At 72.5% G+C, this 4,178-nt stretch carries 5 protein-coding genes; 3 read left to right on the forward strand and 2 right to left on the reverse strand.

The window, feature by feature from the left end:
• Window positions 1-312: 312 nt before the first annotated feature.
• Window positions 313-1,866 carry a YifB family Mg chelatase-like AAA ATPase gene (locus tag IM725_RS19630; protein ID WP_193782332.1) on the forward strand — a complete coding sequence of 518 codons (1,554 nt, stop codon included), beginning with the start codon at window positions 313-315 and terminating at the stop codon, window positions 1,864-1,866.
• Window positions 1,867-1,983: 117 nt separating this feature from the next.
• Here IM725_RS19630 and IM725_RS19635 read toward each other — a convergent pair whose 3' ends face one another.
• Both IM725_RS19635 and IM725_RS20545 read right to left on the reverse strand, forming a co-directional pair.
• Entirely contained in the window at window positions 1,984-2,874 is an 891-nt protein-coding gene (locus IM725_RS19635; protein ID WP_227753972.1) for a YihY/virulence factor BrkB family protein, read from the reverse strand.
• A gap of 283 nt (window positions 2,875-3,157) precedes the next feature.
• Window positions 3,158-3,367 (reverse strand): hypothetical protein, encoded by a 210-nt coding sequence (locus IM725_RS20545; protein ID WP_227753974.1) that lies wholly within the window; start codon window positions 3,365-3,367, stop codon window positions 3,158-3,160.
• Here IM725_RS20545 and IM725_RS20550 point away from each other — a divergent pair.
• Window positions 3,344-3,592 carry an outer membrane lipoprotein gene (locus IM725_RS20550; RefSeq protein ID WP_407692542.1) on the forward strand — a complete coding sequence of 83 codons (249 nt, stop codon included), beginning with the start codon at window positions 3,344-3,346 and terminating at the stop codon, window positions 3,590-3,592. The genes IM725_RS20545 and IM725_RS20550 overlap by 24 nt on opposite strands.
• 186 nt (window positions 3,593-3,778) lie before the next feature.
• Complete coding sequence (locus IM725_RS19645; RefSeq protein WP_227753973.1) at window positions 3,779-4,090, forward strand: hypothetical protein; 312 nt, start codon at window positions 3,779-3,781, stop codon at window positions 4,088-4,090.
• The last annotated feature ends 88 nt before the right edge of the window (window positions 4,091-4,178 follow it).

Genomic DNA, 4,178 nt, shown 5'->3' on the forward strand with positions numbered 1-4,178 from the left:
GGCCGCCGCCCTCGCCGCCGCCGGTGTCGCAGCGCATGGGCTGCGACACCGGCGGCGGCGAGGGCGGCGGCCAGGGCCATCTTCTGGGCAAGCTTCATTTCCACTGAGTTCTCCTGATGAAAAAAGGCGATGTGGGTCCTTCAAAGCACGAGCCGTGCCATATGTCACACGCCGTACCGCAAGCCCTCCTGCAGGGCCCGGATTGGGGTCAACTGACTCCAGGCTGAGCAAAAAATGCACTTCAAAGGTGCACATGCGCCGGCTTGAAGCGTCCCGGGCGCGCCGCGCACTGGAACAGGGAGGAGCCTGGAAATGAGCCTTGCTTTGGTGCAAAGCCGTGCGCTGCTGGGTTTGCGCGCGGTGCCGGTGGCGGTGGAAGCGCACCTGGCGAACGGCCTGCCCAGCTTCACCCTGGTGGGCCTGGCCGACGTCGAGGTCAAGGAATCGCGCGAGCGGGTACGGGCCGCCCTGCTGCAGAGCGGGCTCGAGTTTCCGCACAACAAGCGCATCACCATCAACCTCGCGCCGGCCGACCTGCCCAAGGATTCCGGCCGCCTGGACCTGCCCATCGCGCTCGCCCTGCTGGCCGCCAGCGGCCAGGTGGATGCGGCGGCGCTGGCCGGCTGGGAGTTCGCCGGCGAACTGTCCCTGTCGGGCGAGCTGCGGCCGGTGCGCGGCGCCCTGGCCATGAGCCTGGCCCTGCAGGCCCAGGGCTGCGAGACGCGCCTGGTGCTGCCCCCCGGCAGCGCCGAGGAGGCGGCCCTGGTGCCGGGCGCGCGGGTCTGGCGGGCCGCCCACCTGCTGGACGTGGTCGCCCGCTTCCTGCCCCCGGGTGAAGGCGCGGCCCCCCAGGCCCAGGCGCTGGCGCCCGGACCGGGCTGGTCGGCCCTGCAGGCGCAGCCGCGCGCCCCCGCGCCCGACTACCCCGACCTGGCCGAGGTGAAAGGCCAGGCCGGGGCGCGCCGGGCGCTGGAAATCGCGGCGGCGGGGGGCCACAGCCTGCTGCTGCTGGGGCCGCCGGGCGCCGGCAAGTCCATGCTGGCGCAGCGCTTCGCCGGCCTGCTGCCCCCGCTGACGGACGAAGAGGCCCTGGAAAGCGCCGCGGTGGCCAGCCTGGGCGGCAGCTTCCGCCTGGCCGACTGGGGCCGGCGGCCCACACGCAGCCCGCACCACACGGCCAGTGCGGTGGCCCTGGTGGGCGGTGGCTCGCCGCCCCGGCCCGGCGAGATCTCGCTGGCGCACCAGGGCGTGCTGTTCTTGGATGAGCTGCCCGAATTTCCGCGGGCGGCGCTCGAGGCCCTGCGTGAGCCGCTGGAGAGCGGGCGCATCCACATCGTGCGCGCGGCGCAGCAGGCGGAATTTCCCGCCCGCTTCCAGCTGGTCGCCGCCATGAACCCCTGCCCCTGCGGCTGGCTGGGCTCGGCCACCCACGCCTGCCGCTGCACCCCCGACCAGGTGGCCCGCTACCAGGGCAAGCTCAGCGGCCCCCTGCTGGACCGCATCGACATGCACGTCGAGGTGCCGGCCCTCTCACCCGCGGAGCTGCTGCGCACCGGCGACGGCGAGCCCAGCGCCGCGGTTCGCGCCCGCTGCGTCGCGGCGCGGGACATGCAGGCCCGCCGCCAGGGCCTGCCCAACCAGGCGCTGCAGGGCCGGGCCATCGAGCGCCACGCCGGGCTGGACGCGGCGGCGGCGCAGTTTCTGCAGTGGGCGGCGGAGCGCCTGGGCTGGAGCGCACGCGCCACCCACCGCGCGCTGCGCGTGGCCCGCACCATCGCCGACCTCGCCGGCAGCGAGGCCACCCAGGCCGCACATGTGGCGGAAGCCATCCAATACCGGCGCGGGCTGGGCGCCGTGCAGGGCTGACCCGGCCGGGACCGGGCTTGCGCCGCCTGGCAAGGCCTCGCGCGTGCCAGGACCCGCGGCCCAGGGCATGGGCCGCCCCAGCCGCACATCGCGCCCCTCGCGCGCCAGGCGCCAGCCTCAGCCCGCCCCGCGGCCCGGCGGCACCGCGCCCGGCGCACCGGGTGGCGGCCGCGCCGCCGCAGGATGGGTGTCCTCCAGCGCGCGCGCGCAACCCGCCGCGAACAGCAGCACGGCCGAGGAGAAGTAGATCCACATCAGCATCACCACCAGCGAGCCCGCCGCGCCATAGGACGACACCACGGCGGCGGTGGAGAGGTACAGCGCCAACAGGTGGCGGCCCAGGGTGAAGAAGATCGCGCCGATCGCGCTGCCCACCACCAGGTAGCGCATGCGCGGCTTGGGCCCGGCGCTGATGCGCATCAGCGCCACGAAGAGTGCGGTGCAGATGCCGAAGGCCAGCGCCTCGCTCAGCAGGCGCAGCAGCCACTTGAAGGCGATCCAGCCGCCGGCCCAGCTCGACGCCAGGTCCAGCAGCGTGGTGACCGCCAGCGAGACCAGCAGCAGGAAGCCGAAGGCCAGGATGTAGGCCACGCCGCGCAGGCGCAGCGAGGCCGTGTGCCACCAGCCCTGCGACGCGGGCGCCACGCCGCCCTCCGACCACACCCGCTCGAAGGCCTGCTGCAGCTCGGTGAAGACCCCGGTGGCACCGAACAGCAGCACGCTGAAGCCGATGAGCGAGGCGACGATGCCCTCAGAGGGGGTCTGCGCGCTCTGCAGCGCGCCCTGGATCACGCTGGCGCCCTGCGCCCCCACCACCGCGCCGATCTGGCGCACCAGGCCCGACTGCAGCGAACTGCGGTCCATCCAGAGGCCGAAGATCGCGACCACCACGATGAGCAGCGGGGCCAGGCTGAGGATGCCGTAGAAGGACATGGCGGCGCTCATGCTCAGGCCGCCCGCGTGACTCCAGAGGCCCCCGGCGCGCTTCAAGGCGCTGAAGGGCCGCATGACGCGCGCCCACAGACGCCGCACCCAGGCCGGTGCCCGGGCCAGCCTGGCCGCGGCCCCGCCCGGATGCGGACCTGCACCCGCGGAAAAATGATCGGCCGTGGACTGCGCGCGCGAGGAATCCGCCATGCGCGAATGCTCAGGCGATCGCAGCGCGCAGGCCATCGGCGCCGGGCGGCGCCCGGGGTAGGACGCGGGCTACGCGGGGCCGGGCTTCTTCATGTGGGGACCTGCGGCCTGGCGCCAGGTCGCGCCGGTGCGCAGGTGCGCCCGGGGCCTGGTCTCAGGGCTGCGCGAGGGTGCCGTTGTCCAGCACCTTCACGATGTGGCCGGTGCCCCAGCCCGGCTTGTTCGCGTGCTCGAAGCTGCGCTCGCTGCCGTCCTGCATGCGCACGCGGGTCACCCAGACCTGCCTGCTGTTGACCTGCTTCTGCACCTCGTTGCCAGCGTAGGCGCCCGCGGCGGCGCCGTGGCCGGTGGCCTGCTGGGCCACCAGATGGGCGGCGGCAATGGGAAGGCCGCCCTCACCGTGCTGGGCGCCCTGGGCGGCGCCTTCGCAGGCAACGAGGTCGAGAAGACCGCCCGGGCCACCACCGAGTACGAGGTGCAGGTCCGCATGGAGGACGGCAGCGTGCGCACGGTTCGCCAGAGCCAGCCGATTGCCGCAGGCACCCACGTGCGCGTGAACAACGGGTCGCTGAGCGTCGCCAGCAACTGATGAGCAGCCGGCCGGCTGGACAGGCAGGGCCCCGGCGGGGCGCCCGTCCGGCGGGTCCCTGAGGCCAGGAAGAGCTTTACCCGACAACTTCCGTAGGTTGCCGCATCGTCTTTGAATCCGTCGAGTCATCCGCCACGTACTCTGGTTCGTCGGCGCTATTGCCGATGTCAACTCGACGAGGATTCCATGAAGCTGGCTTTTGCATCCGCCTCACTGGCTTGCGCGTGCCTACTCAGCGCCTGCGGTGGCGGCGGCGGTACGACGGTCGCACGTCAATTTCCGCAGAACGCGGACATGTGGGTCGCGCTGGGCGACAACGCCCATGCGCCGGCTGCCATATCCAAGGTGGTCGACGACGCGGTGAGCGGCTTGCTGGCGGATCCCAAGGAGGCGCCGTACTTCGCCGTGGTGGGACAACCTGGGCACGATTCGGTCTCCAGGCTCAAGGCCTGCCTGAACCTGGAGTTGACCCAGTTCCGTGGACGGTTTCTGGTTTGATTCTCAAACCGTCTGGGGTGCTCCGTCGGCATGGTCTGCCTCATGCTTACGGGCATCGAATTGCATCTGCTGGCTCCTTTCAAAGTTC

It is taken from the genome of Ramlibacter aquaticus, assembly GCF_015159745.1.
Taxonomy (GTDB): domain Bacteria; phylum Pseudomonadota; class Gammaproteobacteria; order Burkholderiales; family Burkholderiaceae_C; genus Ramlibacter; species Ramlibacter aquaticus.